This window comes from Agromyces sp. GL_144 (assembly GCF_057834305.1).
On record NZ_CM174399.1, the window covers coordinates 504,109 to 524,569 of the forward strand.

18 protein-coding genes and 1 tRNA gene are annotated in these 20,461 nt (G+C 68.9%); 16 read left to right on the forward strand and 3 right to left on the reverse strand.

What is annotated here, in order from left to right:
• The first annotated feature begins 125 nt into the window (after positions 1-125).
• The 5 genes from AC3IPY_RS02205 (at position 126) to AC3IPY_RS02225 (ending at position 4,237) form a co-directional block, all read left to right on the forward strand.
• Complete coding sequence (locus tag AC3IPY_RS02205; protein WP_489186361.1) at positions 126-290, forward strand: hypothetical protein; 165 nt, start codon at positions 126-128, stop codon at positions 288-290.
• 10 nt (positions 291-300) lie between these two features.
• The gene (locus tag AC3IPY_RS02210) at positions 301-1,008 is read left to right on the forward strand and encodes a PH domain-containing protein (RefSeq protein ID WP_489186362.1); all 708 of its coding nucleotides are present in this window, start codon (positions 301-303) and stop codon (positions 1,006-1,008) included.
• A 254-nt stretch (positions 1,009-1,262) separates the two neighbouring features.
• Positions 1,263-1,347 (forward strand) — tRNA-Tyr (locus AC3IPY_RS02215).
• A gap of 127 nt (positions 1,348-1,474) precedes the next feature.
• Positions 1,475-2,332 carry an inositol monophosphatase family protein gene (locus AC3IPY_RS02220; RefSeq protein WP_489186363.1) on the forward strand — a complete coding sequence of 286 codons (858 nt, stop codon included), beginning with the start codon at positions 1,475-1,477 and terminating at the stop codon, positions 2,330-2,332.
• A gap of 306 nt (positions 2,333-2,638) precedes the next feature.
• Positions 2,639-4,237 (forward strand): M23 family metallopeptidase, encoded by a 1,599-nt coding sequence (locus AC3IPY_RS02225; RefSeq protein ID WP_489186365.1) that lies wholly within the window; start codon positions 2,639-2,641, stop codon positions 4,235-4,237.
• A 318-nt stretch (positions 4,238-4,555) separates the two neighbouring features.
• On the opposite strand, the gene AC3IPY_RS02230 is transcribed toward AC3IPY_RS02225, so the two are convergent.
• Complete coding sequence (locus AC3IPY_RS02230; protein WP_489186367.1) at positions 4,556-6,388, reverse strand: glycoside hydrolase family 13 protein; 1,833 nt, start codon at positions 6,386-6,388, stop codon at positions 4,556-4,558.
• Positions 6,389-6,658: 270 nt separating this feature from the next.
• Between AC3IPY_RS02230 and AC3IPY_RS02235 the strand changes: the two genes are divergently transcribed.
• The 10 genes from AC3IPY_RS02235 to AC3IPY_RS02280 all read left to right on the forward strand — a co-directional run bounded on the left by AC3IPY_RS02235 (position 6,659) and on the right by AC3IPY_RS02280 (position 17,450).
• Positions 6,659-7,888: a sugar ABC transporter substrate-binding protein gene (locus tag AC3IPY_RS02235; protein WP_489186368.1), complete on the forward strand. Its 1,230-nt coding sequence runs from the start codon at positions 6,659-6,661 to the stop codon at positions 7,886-7,888.
• Between the two features lie 118 nt (positions 7,889-8,006).
• A complete protein-coding gene (locus AC3IPY_RS02240) occupies positions 8,007-9,641 on the forward strand; it encodes an ABC transporter permease subunit (RefSeq protein WP_489186370.1) in 1,635 nt (544 codons plus the stop codon).
• 122 nt (positions 9,642-9,763) lie between these two features.
• The gene (locus AC3IPY_RS02245) at positions 9,764-10,633 is read left to right on the forward strand and encodes a sugar ABC transporter permease (RefSeq protein ID WP_489188415.1); all 870 of its coding nucleotides are present in this window, start codon (positions 9,764-9,766) and stop codon (positions 10,631-10,633) included.
• Positions 10,634-10,801: 168 nt separating this feature from the next.
• The gene (locus AC3IPY_RS02250; protein WP_489186372.1) at positions 10,802-12,772 is read left to right on the forward strand and encodes a glycoside hydrolase family 13 protein; all 1,971 of its coding nucleotides are present in this window, start codon (positions 10,802-10,804) and stop codon (positions 12,770-12,772) included.
• A gap of 263 nt (positions 12,773-13,035) precedes the next feature.
• Positions 13,036-13,530 carry a hypothetical protein gene (locus tag AC3IPY_RS02255; RefSeq protein WP_489186373.1) on the forward strand — a complete coding sequence of 165 codons (495 nt, stop codon included), beginning with the start codon at positions 13,036-13,038 and terminating at the stop codon, positions 13,528-13,530.
• A 95-nt stretch (positions 13,531-13,625) separates the two neighbouring features.
• Complete coding sequence (locus tag AC3IPY_RS02260) at positions 13,626-14,132, forward strand: hypothetical protein (RefSeq protein WP_489186374.1); 507 nt, start codon at positions 13,626-13,628, stop codon at positions 14,130-14,132.
• The gene (locus AC3IPY_RS02265; RefSeq protein ID WP_489186375.1) at positions 14,129-14,812 is read left to right on the forward strand and encodes an RHS repeat-associated core domain-containing protein; all 684 of its coding nucleotides are present in this window, start codon (positions 14,129-14,131) and stop codon (positions 14,810-14,812) included. Before AC3IPY_RS02260 ends, AC3IPY_RS02265 begins: the two co-directional genes overlap by 4 nt.
• Before the next feature lie 330 nt (positions 14,813-15,142).
• Positions 15,143-15,598, forward strand: a complete 456-nt coding sequence (locus AC3IPY_RS02270; RefSeq protein WP_489186376.1) for a hypothetical protein — start codon at positions 15,143-15,145, stop codon at positions 15,596-15,598.
• A complete protein-coding gene (locus AC3IPY_RS02275; RefSeq protein ID WP_489186378.1) occupies positions 15,586-16,791 on the forward strand; it encodes an RHS repeat-associated core domain-containing protein in 1,206 nt (401 codons plus the stop codon). The genes AC3IPY_RS02270 and AC3IPY_RS02275 overlap by 13 nt, the downstream gene beginning before the upstream one ends.
• 50 nt (positions 16,792-16,841) lie before the next feature.
• Positions 16,842-17,450 (forward strand): hypothetical protein, encoded by a 609-nt coding sequence (locus AC3IPY_RS02280; protein ID WP_489186380.1) that lies wholly within the window; start codon positions 16,842-16,844, stop codon positions 17,448-17,450.
• 470 nt (positions 17,451-17,920) lie between these two features.
• Here AC3IPY_RS02280 and AC3IPY_RS02285 read toward each other — a convergent pair whose 3' ends face one another.
• Both AC3IPY_RS02285 and AC3IPY_RS02290 read right to left on the reverse strand, forming a co-directional pair.
• Positions 17,921-18,238 (reverse strand): PAAR domain-containing protein, encoded by a 318-nt coding sequence (locus tag AC3IPY_RS02285; RefSeq protein WP_489186381.1) that lies wholly within the window; start codon positions 18,236-18,238, stop codon positions 17,921-17,923.
• A 14-nt stretch (positions 18,239-18,252) separates the two neighbouring features.
• Positions 18,253-19,527: a COG1470 family protein gene (locus AC3IPY_RS02290; protein ID WP_489186382.1), complete on the reverse strand. Its 1,275-nt coding sequence runs from the start codon at positions 19,525-19,527 to the stop codon at positions 18,253-18,255.
• 179 nt (positions 19,528-19,706) lie between these two features.
• Between AC3IPY_RS02290 and AC3IPY_RS02295 the strand changes: the two genes are divergently transcribed.
• Positions 19,707-20,330 (forward strand): helix-turn-helix transcriptional regulator, encoded by a 624-nt coding sequence (locus AC3IPY_RS02295; RefSeq protein ID WP_489186384.1) that lies wholly within the window; start codon positions 19,707-19,709, stop codon positions 20,328-20,330.
• The last annotated feature ends 131 nt before the right edge of the window (positions 20,331-20,461 follow it).

The window sequence follows — 20,461 nt, forward strand, 5'->3', positions numbered from 1 at the left end:
TCCTATCGGCGCCGCCCTGCGTGGCGCGTTGCCCGACGCACGTTCGTACGGTAGAAAAGCACGGTCGGCCCGCGTTCGGGGGAGACGCGTCCGTCAGACCGCCGCACTCGAAGGGATACACGCTCGTGAAGTGGGTCAAACGAATCCTCCTCGCCCTCGTCGTCGTGTTCGCGGCGTTCTACGTGATCACCCGCCCGACCGAGGCGGCGAACATCGTGCAGGGCGCGTTCGGCGCCGTGTTCACCGCGACCGAGGCCATCGGTCAGTTCTTCAGCTCGCTCGCCTCGTAGTCCCATGGGCGTGCCCGGTCTCGATCCGCGCGTCGAGCGACACCTCATCGCCGATGAGGGCGAGTTCGTCGTCGACGAGGTGCGCAAGCACTGGGCCGCGGTGGCCGGTGCCATCCTCGAGGCGCTCGCGGCGGTGCCGGTGCTGATGCTCATCGCCTGGATGCCGTCGCAGCTGTACTGGTTCCCGCTCCTGCTCGCGCTGGGGCTCGTCGTGCACGCCTCGTGGCGCATCCTCGGCGCCCGCATGGACCGGTTCGTGATCACGAACATGCGCGTGTTCCGCGTGCACGGCATCCTGAACCGCAACATCGCGACCATGCCGCTCGCCCGTATCCTCGACATCTCGGTGCATCGCCCGCTCATCGGGCGCGTGCTCGGGTACGGCCACTTCGTCTTCGAGTCCGCGGCGCAGGAGCAGGGGCTGCGCGACATCCGCTTCGTGCCGAACCCGAACGAGCGCGGCCTCACGATCCAGCGCGTCATCCAGCGGGCTGGCCTCCGCGGGTCCTCGAACGCCTGGCGCGCCGAGGACGAGCGGCGTGAACGCGAGGCCATGGCCCAGGCGGCGCTGGCGGCCCAGGAGGAGGCGGCTCGGCAGGTCGCGAAGCAGGAGGCCTCCGCACGGCAGACGGGCCCCCGCTTCGAGACCGGCGACACCGCGGAGTTCCCGCTCGAGGATCACAACGCGACGGCCGAGATGCCGTGGTGGAAGCAGTAGCCGAGACCACGAACGGCGGATGCGTCCGCGAGACGCGGCCGACGCTCCCGCGACCGGCCAGATGTCGCCCGCACACGCGGATGCGAGCGGGAGCACGCCCCGGCGAGGACCTGCTGAGCACGCGCCTCGAGGCCCGCCCGGCGGTCGGAGAGCGGGCCGCGGCATCCGCTGTCCGCCTCGATTTCACGACACGCCACCCTGCGGGTATCCTTGACAGGCCCCCGGTCGTGTGCAGAACGCGGTCGGGTGCGACTGGCGAGTTACCCAAGCGGCCAAAGGGATCTGACTGTAAATCAGCTGTCATCGACTTCGGGGGTTCGAATCCCTCACTCGCCACCATGCGCCCCGGCCGATCCTCGGATCCGACCGGGGCTTTCGCGTGCGTGCCCGCAGAAGCTCCTCACAAACCCCTCACAGCTCGCCTGCGGCGGGTGACGCCGTGGCGGGCCCCGCGTAGCGTGGGGGCATGACCTCGCCCGCGGCATCCGCAGACCTGCTCGCCCTCGCCCGCGACATCGCGGTGCGCGCCTCGGAGTTCGCGCTCGAGGCGCGGCGCGCGGGGGTGAGCGTCGCCGCGACGAAATCGACGCCGACCGACGTGGTGACCGCGGTCGACCGCGACACCGAGGCGCTGATCCGGTCGCTGATCCTCGACGCGCGCCCCGACGACGGCATCGTCGGTGAAGAGGACGCCGCCCACATCGGCACCAGCGGCCTCGACTGGATCGTCGACCCGATCGACGGCACCGTGAACTTCCTCTACGGCATCCCGTCGTGGTCGGTGAGCATCGCCGTGGCCGAGCGGTCGGGGGCGGATGCCGCGGGGCGGGCGGATGCCGCCATGCGGCCGGGTGCCATCGACGGCGTCACGCTCGCGGGGGTCGTCGTGAACCCCGTGACCGGTGAGCTGTTCGAGGCGAGCCTGGGCGGGGGAGCGCGGTCGATGGGGCAGCCGCTCGCCGTGAACACCGGGGTGCCGCTCGGGCATGCGCTCGTGGCGACCGGATTCGGCTACGCCTCCGACGTGCGGCGCGAGCAGGCCGACGTGCTGCGCGGCGTGCTGCCCGAGGTGCGCGACATCCGCCGCATCGGCTCGGCTGCGCTCGACCTGGCCGGGCTCGCCGCCGGGCGTCTCGACGCCTTCTACGAACGCGGGCTGAACGCCTGGGACCATGCCGCGGGCGGGCTCATCGCGCGCGAGGCCGGTGCGCGGGTCGGCGGACCGCGCGGCGGGGCCGAGGACTCCGAACTCCTGATCGCGAGCGCGCCAGACCTGTACGACGCGTTCGCGGCGCTGCTGCGGGCCTCCGGCCTCGATGCCTGAGCCGGGGTGCCTTGAGCCGCGGTGCGGCGGCGCCTGCTTCCGGTTGTGCTCGAGCCGGTGATCGGCCTCGCCGGGGCCCCTGGATTCGCAGGACTCTCTCAGGTCGGCGGCGGCTCGGAGCGGGTGCGAGCATCCGCACCGGCATTCATGCGGAACGCGTCGTCAGGGGGCCGGACGACGACGGATCCACTGGTCCGGCGCATGGCGTGAACGGCGGGTTCGATATACGCTTTACCAATCCGTTATCCCGGCGTCAGATCGGGATGTCACCTCCGTTCCCCGTTCGTACGTCGAAGGTTCCCCCACGTGCTCGAGTCCCCCCTCGTGCCCGACGATTCCACGCCAGGCACCCAGGATCCCCTGCGGTCCGGGCGACCCCTGACCCGTCGGGAGCTTCGCGAGCGGGAGGCCATGCAGGCCCTTCGAGACGGGGCGATGACGGCTCCGGATGCCGCGGTGTCGATGCCCGCGGCCCCCTCGGCGCCTGCGCGCCCGGCGCCCGCGGCCTCGGCACCCGTCGCGGCGCAGCCCGCGGCGCCTGCGCCCGCCAGTGCGCCCACGAGCCGGGCCGCGGCCCGCCCCGCGTTCGATGCGCTCTTCGGTTCCACGCCCCCGGCGCCTGCTCCGACTCGCACGTCGCGACGTGCCGCTGACGTCCCCGCCCCGCTGCCCGCGCCCGCCGCGGCTGCTCCGACCACCCGCCGCGCCGCTGCGGCGGCCGCGCCCGCCGCGCCTGCGCCTGCTGCGCCCGTCGCGCAGCCCGCGCCTGCTGCGCCCGTCGCGCCTCCCGCCGACACCCCGCGCCGAGCGCGCCGCGCCGCCGCCGCCGCGAGCGACCCGACGGTCGTCCCGTCGCCCGAGCCGGTCGCCGGCGTTCCGCTCGCGATCCCGGCCGCGCCGCCGCAGCTCGACCTCGGTCTCGCCGACGGACTCGACATCTTCGGCGTCCAGGCGTCCGTCGCGTCCGATGCCCCGCACGAGACGTCGGCGCACACCGTCACGGCGCACGAGCCCTCCGCCGGGGTCCGCGCCACGCGGCGCGAGCAGCGCGGCGAGCCGGGCGACCAGCCCGCGGCATCCGCTCGCTCCTCCCGTCGCGCGACGGCCACGCCCCCCGGCCGCCGCCGAGGTGGCCCCGAGGCCCAGGCGGTCGCCCCCGCTGCGGCGTCCACGTCGGGCAGCGTGCGCACCTCGCCCGCCCGGCGCCGCGCGCGCGGCCTCGCGAGCATCGTGGCGATGAGCTTCGTCGCCATGCTCGCGGTGACCACGACCATCCCGGCCCTGTCGCTGCTCAGCGAAGACGACGTGCAGGCACTCGCCCTCTCGCAGAGCGGCGCCGACTCCATCGACGGGCAGTCGCTGGCCATCGGCGACGTCACGGCACCCTCCGTCGACCGCGAGGGCTACGCCTCGCAGACCATCGAGGAGTACGCCGAGGCCGCCGGCATCCGCGCCGAGGCGACGTTCACGAACAACCCGAGCGGCACCATCCAGTGGCCGTTCGCGGTCGGAGTGCACATCGGCGACCGGTTCGGCTACCGCGACTGCGCCGGCTGCTCCGAAGACCACCACGGTCAGGACTTCAACCCCGGGTTCGGCGCCCAGATCCAGGCGATCGCCGACGGCGTCGTCTCGCAGTCGACCGACGAGGGCGGGTCCCTCGGCGTCGTCACGATGATCGACCACCAGATCGACGGCCAGACCATCACGAGCGTCTACGCCCACATGCAGTACGACTCGCGCCGCATGGAGGTGGGCGACGTCATCAAGGTCGGCGACATCGTCGGGCTCACGGGCACCACGGGCATGTCGACCGGCCCGCACCTGCACTTCGAGATCCGCATCGGCGGCGTCGACGGCGAGTGGGTCGACCCGCTCGAATGGCTCTACGCCAACACGAACTGAGCCGATAGGTCGTTCGCCCCCTCGATCCCGCGACGCTTTGCGGGCTGGAGGCAGATCGCCGTGCGACCTCCAGGCCGCACAGGGTCGCAGGAGCGTGCGGATGCCGCAGCACGGCCCCTCGCGCGCTGGACACCCTTCGCGCCACGACCCTTTGCGGGCCCACGACGTCCTGTGCGGGCGGTGAAGGGCCGTGGCGGAGCGAAGCGGCGTCACGCGGGCCGCGACCGCGACCGCGCGCACGCGAAACGGGCCGGCATCCGCGGAATGCGGATGCCGGCCCGTTCTGCAGGGGTGCTCAGGCCCGGCGCGGAGGCTGCGTCAGGCGGCGATCCAGGCGGTCGTGTCGCCGGGCAGTGAATCGCCGTCGAGCGGCCCGCTGGCGAGCAGCACCGTGCCCGCGGGCAGCGGCACCGACGTCGAGCCGGTGTTCGCCACGACGATGACGTCGCCGTTGCGGAAGGCCGCGACGGTCGCCGAGGTCGGCGCGGTCGCCGAGGTCGCCGAGATTGCCGCGTCGGATGCCTCGGTCGCCGAGGTCGCCGAGGTCGCTGCGTCGGATGCCTCGGGCGAAGCGCCGTCGGGGCCGTCGAGCTCGATCCACTCGAGCGTTCCGGCGCCGAGGCCGTGCTCGCGCCGCAGGCGCAGCGCGTCGCGGTAGAGCGAGAGCGTCGAGGACGGGTCCTCGCGCTGCACGTCGCGCGCGAGCGCGCCCCAGAGGGCCGGTTGCGGGAGCCAGGGCGTTCCGGTGGCGCCGAAGCCGTAGTTCGCGGCATCCGCTCTCCAGGGCAGCGGCACGCGGCATCCGTCACGTCCGTAGCGCTCGCCGTTCGTGCGGAACCAGGTGGGGTCCTGGCGGGCGTCGTCTGGCAGGTCGATGACCTCGGGCAGGCCGAGCTCCTCGCCCTGGTAGAGGTAGGACGAGCCGGGCAGCGCGAGCATGAACGCGGTCGCGGCGCGGGCTCGGTGCACGCCGTCGGCGTAGGCCGGAATGCCCTTCGAGCGGGGGCCGAGGCCGTGGCCCTGCGGGTTCGCCTCGGTGACCGAGAGGCGCGTGGCGTGGCGCACGACGTCGTGGTTGGAGAGCACCCACGTCGAGGGCGCTCCGACGGCGCCGAATGCGGCGAGCGACGCGTCGACGACGAGGCGCAGGGCCGCGGCATCCCACGGGGTCTCGAGGTAGGCGAAGTTGAACGCCTGGTGCATCTCGTCGGGGCGTACCCACTTGGCCACGCGGGGGAGCGGGTCGACCCACGCCTCGGCGGCGAGGATGCGGTCGTCGGGGTACTCGTCGAGCAGCGCCCGCCAGTCGCGGTAGATCTCGTGCACGCCGTCTTGGCCCCAGTAGGGTGCGCCGTCGCCCTCGTCGCTGATCTCGGGCTCGAGTGCGACACCGCCGGGCGCACCGCCGTCCGCAGTCTCGTCGGTCGCGGCATCCGCCGTCGTGACCCCTCCGGCGCCGCCCATGCTGCCGCCCTCGGCGGGCGGCGTGTAGTCGGGCAGGCCGTCGGCCTTGATCATGCCGTGCGCGACGTCGACGCGGAAGCCGTCGACGCCCCGGTCGAGCCAGAAGCGGAGGATGCGGCGGAACTCCTCGCGCACCTCCTCATTCGTCCAGTCGAAGTCGGGCTGCGAGCTGTCGAACAGGTGCAGGTACCACTGGCCGGGTCGGCCGTCGGCCTCGGTGACGCGGGTCCACGCGGGGCCGCCGAAGACGGAGTCCCAGTTGTTGGGCGGCTCGTCGCCGACAGGGCCGCGGCCGTCGCGGAACAGGTAGCGCGCGCGTTCGGCGCTGCCGGGCGCGGCGGCGAGTGCGGCCTGGAACCACTCGTGCTCGTCGGAGGAGTGGTTCGGCACGAGGTCGACGATCACGCGGATGCCGCGGGCATGCGCTTCGTCGAGCATCTCGTCGAAGTCGGCGAGGGTGCCGAAGAGCGGGTCGACGTCGCAGTAGTCGGCGACGTCGTACCCGGCATCGCGCTGCGGCGAGGTGTAGAACGGCGAGAGCCAGATGGCGTCGACGCCGAGCTCCTGCAGGTCGGCCAGGTGCGCGGTGATGCCGGCGAGGTCGCCCATGCCGTCGCCGTTCGCGTCGGCGAAGGAGCGGGGATAGATCTGGTAGATCGTGGCGGTGCGCCACCACTCGGAAGTCATGGCGACACTGTACGACATCCGTCAAGCCAATGGAAACGCTTGCATAACGCATTGGAAACACCAATGGTCACAAACCCGTATCGATAGCCGCCTCCCGGTTTTGCGATTGACTACGGGAAAGGTATACCTGTAATCGCTTGCATTTTCTGCGGGCAATCCACACGGAAGAACGGCCTTTCATCATGGCGCGGGCCCCTTCCCCCGTACGGGGCACAGGGGCACGGCACCGGCGAAGGCGCCGATCTCACGCACACTGAGAAGGGCACACCAATGAGGGTGAACACGAAGAGCCTCCTCGCCGCGGGCGCTGTCGCGGTCGTCGCGACGCTCGGCCTCGCGAGCTGCGCCGGCGCCGACAGCGGCTCCGAGGGCGAAGCCTCGGCCAGCGGCACGCTGACCGTCTGGGTCGACGCCGAGCGCGTCGACGCGCTGCAGGGCGCGGCCGACGCCTACACCGAGAAGACCGGCGTCAAGGTCGACCTCGTCGGCAAGGACAACGCCGACATCAAGGACGACTTCATCCAGCAGGTGCCGACGGGCAAGGGCCCCGACATCACGATGGGCGCGCACGACTGGCTCGGCGAACTGTCGACCAACGGCGTCGTCGCCCCGCTCGAGCTCGGCGACTCCGCAGCCGACTACCTCCCGGTCGCGATCGACGCGTCGACCTACGAGGGCACCGTCTACATGCTCCCGTACGCGGTCGAGAACATCGCCGTGCTGCGCAACGCCGACCTCGTTCCCGAGGCGCCGACGAGCTTCGACGACATGATCGCGAAGGGCAAGGCCGCCGGCCTCACCCAGCCGTTCGTCGTCGAGCAGGGCGCCGAGGGCAACCCCTACCACCTGTACCCGTTCCAGACCGCATTCGGCGCACCCGTCTTCGGCTCGAACGACCAGGGCTACGACCCCACCGACCTGCAGATCGGCAACGAGGGCGGCGACGCGTTCGCCACCTGGCTCGGTTCGCAGGGCAAGAACGGCACCGGCCTCTTCAACACCGACATCGACGGTGACATCGCCAAGCAGGCGTTCATCGACGGCACGGCCGCCTTCTGGCTGACCGGCCCGTGGAACGTGGGCGCGGCCGTCGACGCCGGCATCAACGTGGCGGTCGACCCGACGCCGAGCCCGACCGCCGACCCGGCCCAGCCCTTCGCCGGCGTCAAGGGCTTCTTCGTCTCGGCCGAGTCGAAGAACAAGGTCGCCGCGAACGACTTCCTGGTCAACTACCTCGGCAGCGAGGACACCCAGCTCGAGCTGTTCGAGGCCGGCAACGTCCTGCCCGCGAACGCCGCGGCCGCCGAGACCGCCTCGAGCGACCCGATCATCGAGGGCTTCGCCGCCGCCGGTGCCGACGCCGTGCCGATGCCGGCCATTCCCGCCATGGGCGCGGTCTGGCAGTACTGGGGCATCGCCGAGGCCGACATCATCAACGGTGCCGACCCGGTGGCGACCTGGCAGAAGCTCGCCAGCGACGTGCAGGCGGCCATCGAGTAGCAGAGCGGATGCCTCGGGGCGGGGCTCGTCGGATCCGGAACGCGCATCGCGCGGGTCGGTCGGCGGGTTCCGCCTCTGGGCGTACGTCTTCCCCGACGCGACGAGAAGAGCGAGCAGCATGAGCACCACCACCGAATCGGCCACGGCCGGCGATCCCACGACGGGAGGCCGCGGTACGCCTCCTACGAGGCGACAGCGACAGGCCGCAGGCATCGCCGACGCGGCATCCGTCGGCATCAAGGTGCTGCTCGTGAAGATGCTCGGCCTCGGCATCGTCGACGCGCTGGCGATCTTCGGCGTCATCATCCTCGTCGGGGCGGGCCAGTGGCTGGTCGCGGCGATCGTCGCGGGCGTCGCGATCCTCGTCAACTGGATCTACTTCTCGCGGCGCAAGCTCCCGGCGAAGTACCTCACGCCCGGCGTGATCTTCCTCGTCGTCTTCCAGGTGTTCGTGCTCGTCTACACCGGCTACATCGCCTTCACGAACTACGGCACCGGCCACAACGGCTCGAAGGAGCAGGCGGTCTCCTCGCTCATGGCCTCCTCGCTCGAGCGCGTCGAGGACTCCGCCACCTATCCGGTGACCGTGGTCGACCGCGGCGGCGAGCTCGGCCTGCTCGTCACCGACCCCGAGGGCGACGCCCTCGTGGGCACCGCCGAGCTGCCCCTCGAACCGGTCGACGCCGAGTTCGACGGTTCGAAGGCGGTCGCCGCCGACGGCTGGACCACCCTCAGCTTCGCCCAGGTGCTCGCCCGCACCGACGAGATCACGGCGCTCGCGGTGCCCTTCTCCGACGACCCGAACGACGGCGCGGTGCGCACGCCAGACGGCTCCAGCGCGTACCTCTACGTCTCGACGCTCGAGTACGACGAGGCCGCCGGCACCATGACCGACCTCGACACCGGCACCGTGTACTCCGACATCGGCACGGGCGCCTTCACCTCCGACGTCGGCGAGGAGCTGCTGCCCGGTTGGCAGATCGTCATCGGCTTCGACAACTTCGTGCGCGCCGTCACCGACCAGCGCCTCGCCGGCCCGCTCGTCTACGTCACGCTCTGGACGTTCGCCTTCGCCCTCATCTCGGTGGCGTCGACGTTCTTCCTCGGCCTGTTCCTCGCGATCGTCTTCAACGACCTGCGCATGCGCGGGCGCATGGCCTACCGCGTGCTGATGATCCTCCCGTACGCGATCCCGTCGTTCCTGTCGGCGTTGATCTGGGCCGGCATGATGAACGAGAGCTTCGGCTTCATCAACCAGGTGCTCTTCGGCGGGGCATCCATACCCTGGCTGACCGATCCATGGCTGGCGAAGGTCTCGGTGCTCATCGTGAACCTCTGGCTCGGCTTCCCGTACATGTTCCTCGTGTGCATGGGCGCCCTGCAGTCCATTCCCGACGACATCCTCGAGGCCGCGAAGGTCGACGGCGCCAGGCCGTGGGCGGTCTTCCGCCTGATCAAGCTGCCGCTGCTGCTCGTGAGCGTCGCACCGCTGCTCATCGCGTCGTTCGCGTTCAACTTCAACAACTTCAACACGATCTACATGCTCACCGACGGCGGGCCGCGCGACTCGAACGCGCCCATTCCCGTCGGCTTCACCGACATCCTGATCACGATGGTCTACAAGGTCGCGTTCACCGGGCAGACCCGCGACTACGGTCTCGCGAGCGCCTACTCGATCCTCATCTTCATCATCGTCGCCGTGATCTCGATCATCGCGTTCCGCCGAACCAAGTCCCTCGAGGAGCTGAACTGATGGCCCGCAAGCCCGTTCCCGGAACCCAGGCCGGCCTCGTGGTGGGCGAACTCGCGGAGTTCGGCGACGTCGACGACTCGACCCGCGCGCACAGCACGCTCGCACCCGGCCCCGTGCGGGAGATGCCCAAGCGGCCGTTCAACCTCAGACGGTGGTTCACGGACACCGGCTGGCGCCATGTCGTCGGCGTCGTCATGGTCGCGTTCGCATTGTTCCCGATCGTGTTCGTCATCTCGTCGTCGCTGAACCCCAACGGCACGCTGACCGGCTCGAACGCGCTGTTCTCCAAGATCGGGCTCGACAGCTACGTGCGGATCCTCACCGACCCGCAGGTGCCGTTCACGACCTGGCTCGGCAACACGCTCGTCATCTCGGGCATCACCGCGCTGCTCACGGTGTTCCTCGGGGCGCTCGCCGCGTACTCGTTCTCGCGCATGCGCTTCACGGGTCGTCGGTTCGGCCTCATCGGCATCGTCGTGGTGCAGATGTTCCCGCAGTTGCTCGCGGTCGTCGCGATCTTCCTGCTCATGAGCGCGATCGGCGACCTGTTCCCGGCCATCGGCCTGAACACGCACATCGGCCTGATCATGGTCTACCTCGGCGGCGCGCTCGGCGTGAACACCTTCCTCATGTACGGCTTCTTCAACACGATCCCCGTCTCGATCGACGAGGCGGCCAAGATCGACGGCGCCGGGCATGCGCGCATCTTCTTCACGATCGTGCTGCGCCTGGTCGCCCCGATCCTCGCGGTCGTCGCGCTGCTCTCGTTCATCGCGTCCGTGAACGAGTTCGTCGTGGCATCCGTGCTGCTCATCGACACCGACAAGCAGACGCTGGCGGTGGGGCTCACGAAGCTCGTGTCGAACCCGCGCTACGCCGACTGGAGCGCGTTCTCGGCCGGCGCGGTCATCGCGGCGCTGCCCGTCGTGGCACTGTTCCTGTTCCTGCAGAAGTACATCGTCGGCGGCCTGACAGCGGGCGCCGTCAAGTAGGGCTCACCCCGTGCGGACGCAGGCGTTCGGTGGTGTGGTGCAGAATTCAGGAACATGTGGTCGTTATGCACGGGCAAGCTCCTGGTGAAGTGCTTGGTTGCGGGGGCTTCCCGGCAACCGTCCTGAATTCTGCAACGGGCTGCGCAGATGGGCTGGGAGGATGAGGGGATGTTGACGCCGCACCACGATGGGTCCGGGTTGCACGTGTCGAACCCTGCGCCGACGCTCGGCGAGACGGTGCGCGTGCGGCTGCGGGTGCCCAGCGGCGCCGTCGCTGCCGACGGCACGCCGATCGGCGAGCTCGCGTGGGTGGGCACGAGGTCGAACCCGAACCGCGAGCCGCGGTTCGACGAGGCATCCGTCGTCGCGTCGGCCGCGGGCGACGAGGACGACGCCGACGCCGACGCTCAGAACTGGCAGTGGTGGCAGGCCGAGGTCGAGGTCGAGAACCCCGTGCACGGGTACCGGTGGCTGCTCGTCGGCGCCGACGGCCGCCAGCACTGGCTGAACCAGCTCGGGCTCAGCGGCACCGAGACGCGCGATCGCGACGACTTCCGCCTCGTCGCACATGAACCGGCCCCTGCGTGGGCGGCGTCGAGCGTCATGTACCAGGTGTTCCCCGACCGGTTCGCGAGATCGGATGCCGCGGCCGGGCGCCCGACACCCGACTGGGCGTTCCCGGCGGAGTGGGGCGACCCGCAGCGCCTCGACCCGCCCTACCGCTCGGCGCAGTTCTACGGCGGCGACCTCGACGGCGTGCGCGAGAGGCTCGGTCACCTCGAATCGCTCGGCGTCGACCTGCTCTACCTGACGCCGGTGTTCCCGGCGCGGTCGAACCATCGCTACGACGCGTCGACCTTCGACCACGTCGACGAACTGCTCGGCGGCGACGAGGCGCTCGTGCGACTCGTCGAGGCGGCGCATGCGCGTGGCATCCGCGTCATCGGCGACCTCACGTCGAACCACTCGGGCGATGCGCACGAGTGGTTCCGGGCGGCGCAGGCCGACCCCGAGGCATCCGAGCGGGGGTTCTACTTCTTCCGCGACGAGACAGACGGGGCCGACGGGGCCGACGGCGGGGGATACGAGTCGTGGCTCGGCGTGCCCAGCCTGCCCAAGTTCGACTGGAGCTCGGCCGAGCTGCGGCGCCGGTTCATCGAGGGGCCCGACTCGGTCGTGGCCCGCTACCTGCAGGCGCCGTTCGGCCTCGACGGCTGGCGCATCGACGTCGCGAACATGACCGGGCGGCTCGGCGCGGCCGACCTGAACGCCGAGGTGCGGCAGACGATCCGCCGCACGATGCTCGACGTGAACCCCGACACGATCCTGCTCGGCGAGTCGACCAACGACGCGGCATCCGACTTCCAGGGCGACGCGTGGCACGGCGCGATGACGTACACGCCGTTCACGCGACCGCTGTGGAGCTGGCTGCTCGAGCCCGGCAGCCCCGGCGGCGGCGGAATCGGCTTCGCGCTCGGGCGGGTGCCGACCTTCACCGGCCGCGACGTGCTCGCGACGCATCTGCGTTTCACCGCCGAGTTCTCGTGGCGCACGCGCCTCGCGACCATGAACGCGCTCGACACGCATGACACCCCGCGCTTCGCCACGCACGCCAGGCCCGGCACCGTGCCCGTCGCACTCGGCCTCGCGGTCACGCTGCCCGGCATTCCGGTCGTGTGGGCGGGCGACGAGTTCGGCCTCACGGGCGAAGACGGCGAGGCCTCGCGCACGCCCATGCCGTGGGGAACCGAGGGCACGACCGAGGTCGCGCCCGTGCTCGAGACGTACCGTGCGCTGCTGCGACTGCGACGGGAGCACCCGGTGCTCTCGACGGGCGGCATCCGCTGGCTCGCGGTCGGCGACGACGCCCTCGCCTTCGTGCGCGAGTCGGCGGATGCCTCGGTGCTGGTGTTCGCGGCGCGGGCGGCGGCCACGCTCGAGGTCGACCCGGCTGCGCTGCCGGCGGGCGGGGCGGGCGCGGCTGCGCTGCCGGCGGCCGGCTCAGGCGGTGCGGATGCCGCAACGACCCTGTTCGGCGACGGCCGGCTCGAGGCATCCGCGGGTCTTCTGCACCTCACGGCCGACGGGCCGGGCTTCACCGCTTGGTTGCTGCCGGAGGTCGCTGCGCCGGGTTGGTGAGCGCGGTCGGATGCGGGCCGCGATGCGGAGCACGAGGAATTCGCCGTGGCGGTTCGAGACTCGCTGTTTGGGCGAGCAGAGCGGCCCCTGCTTCGTCGAGCAGAGTGACCCCCATTTGGGGGTGACCAGTGATTCTCAGGTAACCCATAGAGTGCACGCAGTCGTTTCCCTACGGACGAGGAGTCGTATTGCGCGGTCGGGTGGGAATCAGTGCCATAACGTATTTGAGGCTGGCGCGGGGTTCGCAGATGGAAACTATCCCTGTGGGTAGTGGCATCCGGGGCGTAATCGTACTCGCGGCCGCTCTAACGGCTGCACTTGCCTTGTCAGGCTGCGGCGAGATTCGGCTCTCGCCGCCGCAAGCCGTGTCAATTCGCCAGCAAGGTAAAACGGTCGCGGTGGCCCTCTGCGCTGGCATGGATGTCGAGTCGGTTAGTGTCTCCGTTCGCGGTCGAGGGACTGACGGGGAATGGGTGGTCGTCTCCGAGTTCGAAGGTGAGGACTATCTCTTCGATGGAACGACATTCGGTGGAGCAGAAACACCAGGAAGGCTTGTCGCGGAGTTCCAGGAGAATCTCAACGTCGAGGGCGTGGAGGATGTCACCGTACAGTTCCTGGGACCTGAGCGCTCGATGACCGTCTATCTCGGCGACGTGCCGTGGGACGAACTGAACGGCGACTGGTTCTTCTCGGACGGCGGAAGTTCTGCAATGCCATGCGGGCATTTTGATAGCGCGACTCGGCCGACTTCGCGCTGAGGCTGGATCACCGTGCGTCACGCGGTTCGCCACATCCATTGCCGGCCTCCGTCTTTGGAGGTCGACCCAGTCGAGGGTCGTGTGACGAACAAACTATGTCCACGACGGTTGCCGGTGTCCCTGCCGGCCCTGATGCGACTCCGGTGGTCGCGGGCGTTCTGGCGGCGGGTCTGGCGTATGACGCGCACGGGAACACGACCAAGCTGGCCGATCAGGTGCTCGGGTATGACATCGCCGACCAGCACGTGACCACGAGTATCACGTCGGGTCCGGATGCCGGCACGCAGGTGACGTATCTGCGTGATGTCACGGGCAGGGTCGTGCAGCGCACCCAGACCACGCCGGGTGAGGATCCGGTCGTGGTCCGCTACGGGCACACGGGTGGTGGTGACGGGGCATCCTTCGTGTTGGATGGTGCCGGTGGGGTGCTGCAGCGTCTGCTGGGTCTGCCCGGTGGGGTCACGGTCAGCCTGAGCGTGGAGGGGCAGTCGTGGTCGTATCCGAACCTGCAGGGCAGTGTCACGGTCACGGCGGATGCTGCGGGTGTGCGTGCGGCGGGCGTGTTCCGGTATGACCCGTTCGGGCACCCGTCGATCAGGTGACCGGGCAGACGGGCACGGTGACGGCGGATGATTCGGGGCCTGACACGCTGGTCGGGGATGCGGACTTCGGTTGGCTTGGCGGGTACCGGAAGTTGACTGAGCATGCCGGCACGATTCTGACGGTCGAGATGGGTGCCCGTCAGTACGTGCCCGCGTTGGGGCGGTTCCTCGAGGTCGACCCCGTCGAGGGCGGCGTGACGAACAACTACGACTACCCGGCCGACCCGATCAACGTCCTGGACCTCAGCGGAGAGCGTGCCTGCATCGGGTCTGAGTGCAACGGAATGCGCATTGGGCGTCAAGGTAGTGTCACGCCGAACCGGTTGCTGTACATTCCCGAACAGAAGTCCAGGGACTTCCCTAATCCAAGACTCACAGCTGGAGTGATCAACGTGGCTTGGGGTAGTCAAAAGCTGACTTCAGGGTTGGTTGCACTGGCTGCTGGAACTGGGGCGACCGCAACTATCGCAGGGGTTCCAATCGGCATTGCGCTGGATGTCTACGGCGCCTACCAAGCTGGCAGTGGAGGATTCAAACTACTGAGAGGGGTCAGACAGATCAGCGAAGAACGTGATCGACCAATAGTCGAGAGCGACTGGGAGCCATGGATCGGAGAGGTCGCTGCGAACGTGCTCCCTGGCGGAGACCACTGGCTCGATTGGCTCGGAGGATTGATGTGAACACATTTCTGCAGTTCGTTGTTCTCATTCTTCGAGGGCTCTTGCTTTGGGTGGCAATTCCGCTTGCAATCGTCTCTTGGATCGTTCTTGGGCCGCTTCAGAGAGCGTCCGTAGGAGCGTGCATTGGATGGTTCGACCTGAATCTCAATGCATTCATTCAGCGAGTCTTGCTTGCTCCGTTCGTTCGTAAGCCGCCCGCACAGTGGGTGCCATTGTCGAAGATGAGGACGACGCAACACCGGGTCGTGTTGTGGTGAGGCGCCTCACAAACGCGACGGGTCCGAGGCAATCCTCGAGCGCTTCGCGTCCAAGAATCACAGCAACACCGTCATGAAGAGGCGAGTGCTCACCTTGGGCGCCGCAGTTCTGGCGTTCTCGTTCGTGATGATGTTGTCGGGGTGCGACCCGTACAGAAACCTTCAGGGCCCAGTCGCAGTGCGCGTCGTCGATGGGTCGCTTGAGGTGGCTGTGTGTTCGGATATCGAAGTGAGCAGAGTCTATATATCACTGCGCGCGCATGACGTGGAGGACTCGGAGTGGGAGGCCGACGGGCACTCCGCCTTCAGTTCAGGCGACGTGATCACCGCCGAGAGTCTCTTGGAGCAGTTCCCTGAGGCTCGCATCGAGGCCGTGCCCGAAGACCTCAGCGCGGTCTATGTGCTGCTTCAGAAGCCGAACGATCGCGACAACGTCACAGTGGCGTTGCCGATTGAGGGTCAGCCTCCAGCACCGGCCGCATGGCTCCAATCGGACGGAAGTTACACGAAGCAGAAGTGCGTGGACTGAGCGGCGCCCGTCGAGTGTTTCCGTTCGCGCCCGACGTTGCTCTTTCCGCGGAAACACCAGGCGCAAATGGGAACACGACCAAGCTGGCCGATCAGGTTCTCGGGTATGACATCACCGACCAGCACATGTCCACGAGTATCACGTCGGGTCCGGATGCCGGCACGCAGGTGACGTATCTGCGGGATGTGACCGGCCGGGTCGTGCAGCGCACCCAAGCCGCCCCCGACCAGGAGCCCGTCGTGATCCGGTATGGGCACACCGGTGGTGGTGACGGGGCATCCGTCATTCTGGATGGTGCCGGTGGGGTGCTGCAGCGTCTGCTGGGTCTGCCCGGTGGGGTCACGGTCAGCCTGAGCGTGGAGGGGCAGTCGTGGTCGTATCCGAACCTGCAGGGCAGTGTCACGGTCACGGCGGATGCTGCGGGTGTGCGTGCGGCGGGCGTGTTCCGGTACGACCCGTTCGGGCAGTCTGCCGACCAGATGGCCGGGCAGACGGGCACGGTGACGGCGGATGATTCGGGGCCTGACACGCTGGTCGGGGATGCGGACTTCGGTTGGCTTGGCGGGTACCGGAAGTTGACTGAGCATGCCGGCACGATTCTGACGGTCGAGATGGGTGCCCGTCAGTACGTGCCCGCGTTGGGGCGGTTCCTCGAGGTCGACCCCGTCGAGGGTGGTGTCACGAACAACTACGACTACCCGGCCGACCCCATCAACAAACTCGACCTCAGCGGAGAGCGTGCCTGCATCGATGCAGAGTGCAACGGCATGAAAATCGGGCGGCAGGGCAGCGTGACGCCCAATAGGTTGTTATTCGTCCCCGAGACGAGCAACGATCCGGAAGACTTCCGTGAATCAGCGAGGCGATGGTCGGGTGCATCAGTCACATTGACTGGTATAGCCATGGTCTCGGCGATCAGTGGATTCGGCCTTCCATTGGTGCCGTACGTCGCGATGGCTGCGTTCGGGGCTGGAACAGTTGGAGCGCTGGAGTCCTGCGCCGCGGAAGCACTGAGTGATTCACTTACAGGTGAGTGCGGAACAGGTGTAGCGATGCTTGCGGGCGGAGCTGCAGCCAGCGCGGCAAGTGGACTTATCAGGACCGTTGCACCCCATGTCGGGGAGTTCGGGAAGTCGTTCTATAGCGGAGAGATGTTGTTGTGGGTGCTGGACTTCGGAACGGTATGGCATTGAGCGCTCCGCAGGCTCGGCCTCAACAATCCGGACCAGGCCCAGCGTTCATCATGTTCTTGTCGGTGCAGGTCGCGCTGACCGCACTGTGTGTCTACTGGTTCATTCAAGATTCGAGATCTTCGGGTGCCGATACGGGTGCGAGCCTGATCTGGTATGCAGTACCGCCGGTCACTGTTGCAGTCTTCTTCTTCGTGGTGCTCCCAGTGCTTGGTCGCAAGGCGACGCGTCGTGCGCGCGCACTGTCCAGCCAAGGGCTCGGGTTCATCGCCTCGGTGAAGACGACCGAGCAAACTCTCCAGGAGCTAGCAGCGCTGCGCGGCGACGACAACGAACAGCCTGCCTACTACGAAGACCAGCTCTCGCGGTACATCACCACCTTGGTCGAAACTGATCAGGGACTTGCGATTTACGGGGGCGACGACGACTACTACGCGATGGTGCGGATTCATTGGACGGACGTCCGAGGCGCGAGATGGGCATCGATCCACGCTGGCACTGGTTCAGCCAAGCGCAACGGAATCGAGCTAGCTGTTGTGAATGGCTCACGCACGCTTCCACTACATCTGATTCCGCTGGGAACGGCTATTGGAGGATTTAGCTTTCTCAGTAAGTCATACTGTGCCGATCTTGCGGAGTATTTCCTGCGGCGCTCTGGGTGAACCGAGTAATTCAGCAGCCCCGAATTCCTTGCAAGGATCGTCGTTGGGCCCCTACTCGGAAAGGCACCGATGTTCGTAGATCCGATTCTCCTCTTGCTGGCTGTTGTGTTGGCTGTCGCTGGATGCGCATTTCTCTGGTTCCCGGCCGAGATCAATCGAGCGAACGACCGCGCCTTTGGCACGGCGTTCCCACGACTCAAGACGTCAGCGCACGCATCCAGGACCGTGATTCGAGCTTTCGCGGTCGTCTTGTTCGCGTTCGCGATCCTTCTTGCTGTTCTCGCCGTCTTCGCACCGCATTGGCAACTGGCAGGCTGAGCAGCTGCGGGTTTGATGCCGCGGGCACTCACCGTCGGCGCGACACTTGGCGAGCTACATGGGCGGTCGGGCTCGAATTCGTGCCAACGATGCGTACGAACAGCGTCGGTCGAGGCATCCGCTCGGGCGAGGTTCAGGGCTCCCTGGAGAACTCACCCGCCGATGATGACCGTCGGTGCGCCGGGCCCGGGCGCGATCGGCTGCCCGTGCATGCTCAGGTCGGCGACGCGTGCGGCCGGGAATCCGCCGATCAGCACCGTCATGCTGCCCTGGGCGATGCCGTTCGGCGCGGGCGAGACGCACACGATGCCGCCCGGCATGGCGTTGGCGACCGCGGCTGGCATGTTCGCGATCAGCACGGTCATGACCGCGGCGGCGGGCGTGATCGGGCCGCCGACATGCGGCTTGGGGCCGTCCATGAGGGCGCAGAGCGCTGAGTCCCCGGCGCGGAGCGCGGGTCCGGTGGGCATCGGCCGTCAGCCCCTCAGCCCGTCGTCGTGACGACGCGGGCGCTGATGAGCACGGATGCCGCGCACTCGGTGCGTGCCGGACCGCTCACGGGCGGCGCGACTCGGCCGCAGTCGAGCGTCGCGAAGAGTTCGTCGGCGTCGACGAGCTGCACCGGGGTCACGAAGTGGAAGTCGATGTCGCGGAAGTTCTCGATGCCGGTCGTGAAGATCGGCGCCTCGATGTCGCGGTTCTCGATCGTCAGCGTGCCGAAGTCGCCCCCGGGGTTGCTGATGACGACGTCGGTGATGCGCAGCACCGAGTTCGCCGGAACGACCCACCGGTCGCTCTCATCGGGGGCCCCGCCCGTGGCATCCGACAGCTCGAAGCGGATGTCGACGTTGGTCGTCGTCGAGGTGGCGACGGGTTCGACCGGCTCGGGCGTCTCGCCGACGGCCTCGAGCGCGTCATTGGCCTTCTGTGCGGCGGAGTCGGCCTGCTCGGCGGCCGCGTCGGCCTTGTCGTTCGCCTGGGCGAGGGGCTCCTCGACGGCGTCGCGCGCGGCGGACTCTATGGTCGGCTTCAGCACGAAGAACCAGAGCGCGAGCAGGAGCAGCAGGAGCAGGAGCAGCGCGAGCAGCAGCTTCCACAGCCACTTGGGGAACACCCGTTCCTGCACGTAGCTGCCCGGCAGCACGAACGGCTCGTCGGCGCCCTCCGGCGAGATCAGCACGCTGTACTGGTGCGTGACCGGGTCGCCGCGCCACACCCGCTTGACCGGTCGCAGGTCGATGTCGACGAACTCGGTGTGCCCCGGGTCGACCGACACGTCGGGCGTGGGGGTCGAGAGCCCGAGCCGGTCGTCGCTCTGCCCGGCGACGGATGCCACGAGCGGCACGTTGCCGCGATTGTCGATCGCGACCCGCACCCGCTTGCGACCGCGACCGTGCGCGATGCGCGGCAGGAGCTCGGCCTCCGTCTCGGTGAACGGGTTGACGGTGAGCAGGGCCTCGGCCACGACCGAGACATCCGGCTGCTCGACGGCGCGGGCGCGCACGCCCAGGGCGACCTGCCCGACGACGGACTCGGGCAGCCGCGGCGCGAGCACCGTGACGGTCGCGGTCTCGGTCTGGCCGGGGTAGATCGTGAGGGTCGCGGGCTCGATGCGCACCCAGGCCGCGACCTCGCCGACGGGGGACAGCTCGAACGACTCCACGAGGAGCGTGTCGTTGAGCACACTGACGGTGAGGGTCGCCGCCGTGCCCGGATCGAGCGACAGGGCGTCCGGGGCGATGGTCGCACTGGTAGCCATGGCGCCACCGTATTGGCGGGGCGCGGGCGCCGGGCAGACCCCTCGGCCAACCGGCCGCGCAATCGATGTTGCCCGTTGAGCGGATGTTGAGTGCGCGAAGAGGACGCCGAGGCATCCTGTTCGCATTCCCCCTGCACGAGTGCACCGCCGCATGCCCAATCCGACTCCCAGGGAGCATCATGACCAGAACCACCGTGCGGGTCTACGCACGAGACCCCATCTCCGAAGCCGGCGTCACGAGCGCGCTGCGCCCGAGGCCCGAGGTGCGGGTCGTCGGCCCCGACGACCCCGAGGCGCCGGAGGTCGTGCTCGTCGTCGTCGACGTCTTCGACGACGAGACGATGAACAGCCTGCGTTTCCTGCGCCGCAACGGCGAGGCGCGCGTGATCCTCGTGGCGTCGCAGCTCGACGACCGGGTGCTCGTCGACGCCGTCGAATGCGGCGTCGTCGGGCTGCTGCGCCGCTCCGAGGCCACGACCGACCGCCTGCTCTCCGCGATCGCCGCCGCCGCGGCGGGCGAGGGCACGGTGCCCCCCGACCTGCTCGGGCGGCTGCTGGATCAGGTCGGCCGCCTGCAGCGCACCGTGCTCGATCCGCGCGGCATCACGTTCAGCGGCCTGGCCTCCCGCGAGGTCGAGGTGCTGAAGCTCGTCGCCGACGGGTGGGACACCGCGCAGATCGCGAAGGAGCTCTGCTACTCCGAGCGCACCGTGAAGAACGTGCTGCACGACGTGACGACCCGCCTGCAGCTGCGCAATCGCTCGCACGCGGTGGCCTACGCCGTGCGCGAAGGACTCATCTGAACTGAAGACCCGAGCGGATGCCGCGGGCCGGCCGTGCCCGCAGCGTCGGCCTCGCTCGGAGGGTTCGAGGGCGCGGGTGCCCGACGGGGCATCCGCCGGTGCGCGGAAGGGTGCCCCGCCTCGGATGCCGC